Genomic DNA, 1,249 nt, shown 5'->3' with positions numbered 1-1,249 from the left:
CCCGACCTCGGCCGCCCCGTCCTTGCCACCGACGAATCCTACAATTACACAACGGATTTCAGGCGCAGAACACTAGGGAGTGTTTCGAAGTGGTGAGGGCGGGCCGTTCGGCCCGCCCTCACTCATGTTTGAGCCATTGATTGATCGCAGCGATGTGGACCGTGGCCTGGTAGCGGACGGCGAGCTTGTCATAGCGAGTGGCCACTGCCCGATGCTGTTTGAGCTGGTTGATGCCGCGTTCGACAGCGTTGCGGTCCCGGTAGACAACCGGATCGAACGCTGGCGGGCGGCCACCGGCCATACCGCGGTTGCGGCGATGCGCGGCCTGGTCCGCCGGGATCGGGATGGTCACCCGGATCCCGTGCCGGCGTAGCCAATCTCGATTCCCACGACTGGAATACGCCTTATCGGCCAACACCCGCACTGGGCGTGATCGTGGCCGACCGCGACCGAGTTTGGGCACCTCGATCCCGTCGAGGACCGCTGTGAACTGGGGACTGTCACCGGCCTGCCCAGGAGTGACCAACAGCGACAGCACCCGGCAGCCCTGTTCACAGGCCAGATGCAACTTCGTCGACCAACCGCCCCGCGACCGGCCCAGCGCATGATCAGCCGGCTCCCGAATCACACCACCGGGCGGCTCGGCCTGTCTGTCACCGTCGCGACGGGCCCCGGCAGCGTGCTGATGGGCCCGCAGGACCGTCGAGTCCACACTCACCTGCCACACGATCCGCCCGTCCACGTCAGCGAACGCCTGCAACAGCTTCCAGATCAACGCCCACACCCCGGCACGCTGCCAGCGCCGGAACAGCCCATACACCGCCAGCCACGATCCATATGCCCCTGGCACGTCTCGCCATGGTGATCCGACCCGGGTCCGCCACCGGATCCCGTCAATGAGCTGTCGTTTAGTCCACTGCGGCGGGCGTCCCGCCTTCTTGTTCCGGGGCAGCAACGGTTCCAGCCGAGCCCATTGGGCATCGGTCAGGTCCGCGCGCCCCGCCACCGCTACGCTGGCCACGAGGTCTCCGGTATTCAGGGTTCTTCTTCGACAGCTGAACCAACTACCGGAGGCCTCACCTATATGCCAACGCGGACAACAAATTTCACTGAACAGTTGATGGGGTGGCACCGCTGCGCGCTACCACCCCATCAACTACTTCGAAACACTCCCTAGTGTTCTGCGCCTGAAATCCGTTGTGTAATTGTAGGATTCGTCGGTGGCAAGGACGGGGCGGCCGAGGTCGGG

General features: G+C 64.6%; 1 protein-coding gene. It reads right to left on the bottom strand.

All coding sequences use genetic code 11. The features are described 5' to 3' along the window. Positions 1–118 precede the first annotated feature (118 nt). Positions 119–1,006, bottom strand: coding sequence for an IS5 family transposase (locus tag A5789_RS17815; RefSeq protein ID WP_369817522.1), 888 nt, complete (start codon positions 1,004–1,006; stop codon positions 119–121). Positions 1,007–1,249: the final 243 nt, after the last annotated feature.

This window comes from Nocardia sp. 852002-51101_SCH5132738, assembly GCF_001665695.1.
GTDB classification, from domain to species: domain Bacteria; phylum Actinomycetota; class Actinomycetes; order Mycobacteriales; family Mycobacteriaceae; genus Nocardia; species Nocardia nova.
The sequence above is the reverse complement of the archived record's forward strand: the minus strand, read 5'-3'. Positions and strand labels throughout refer to the sequence as shown.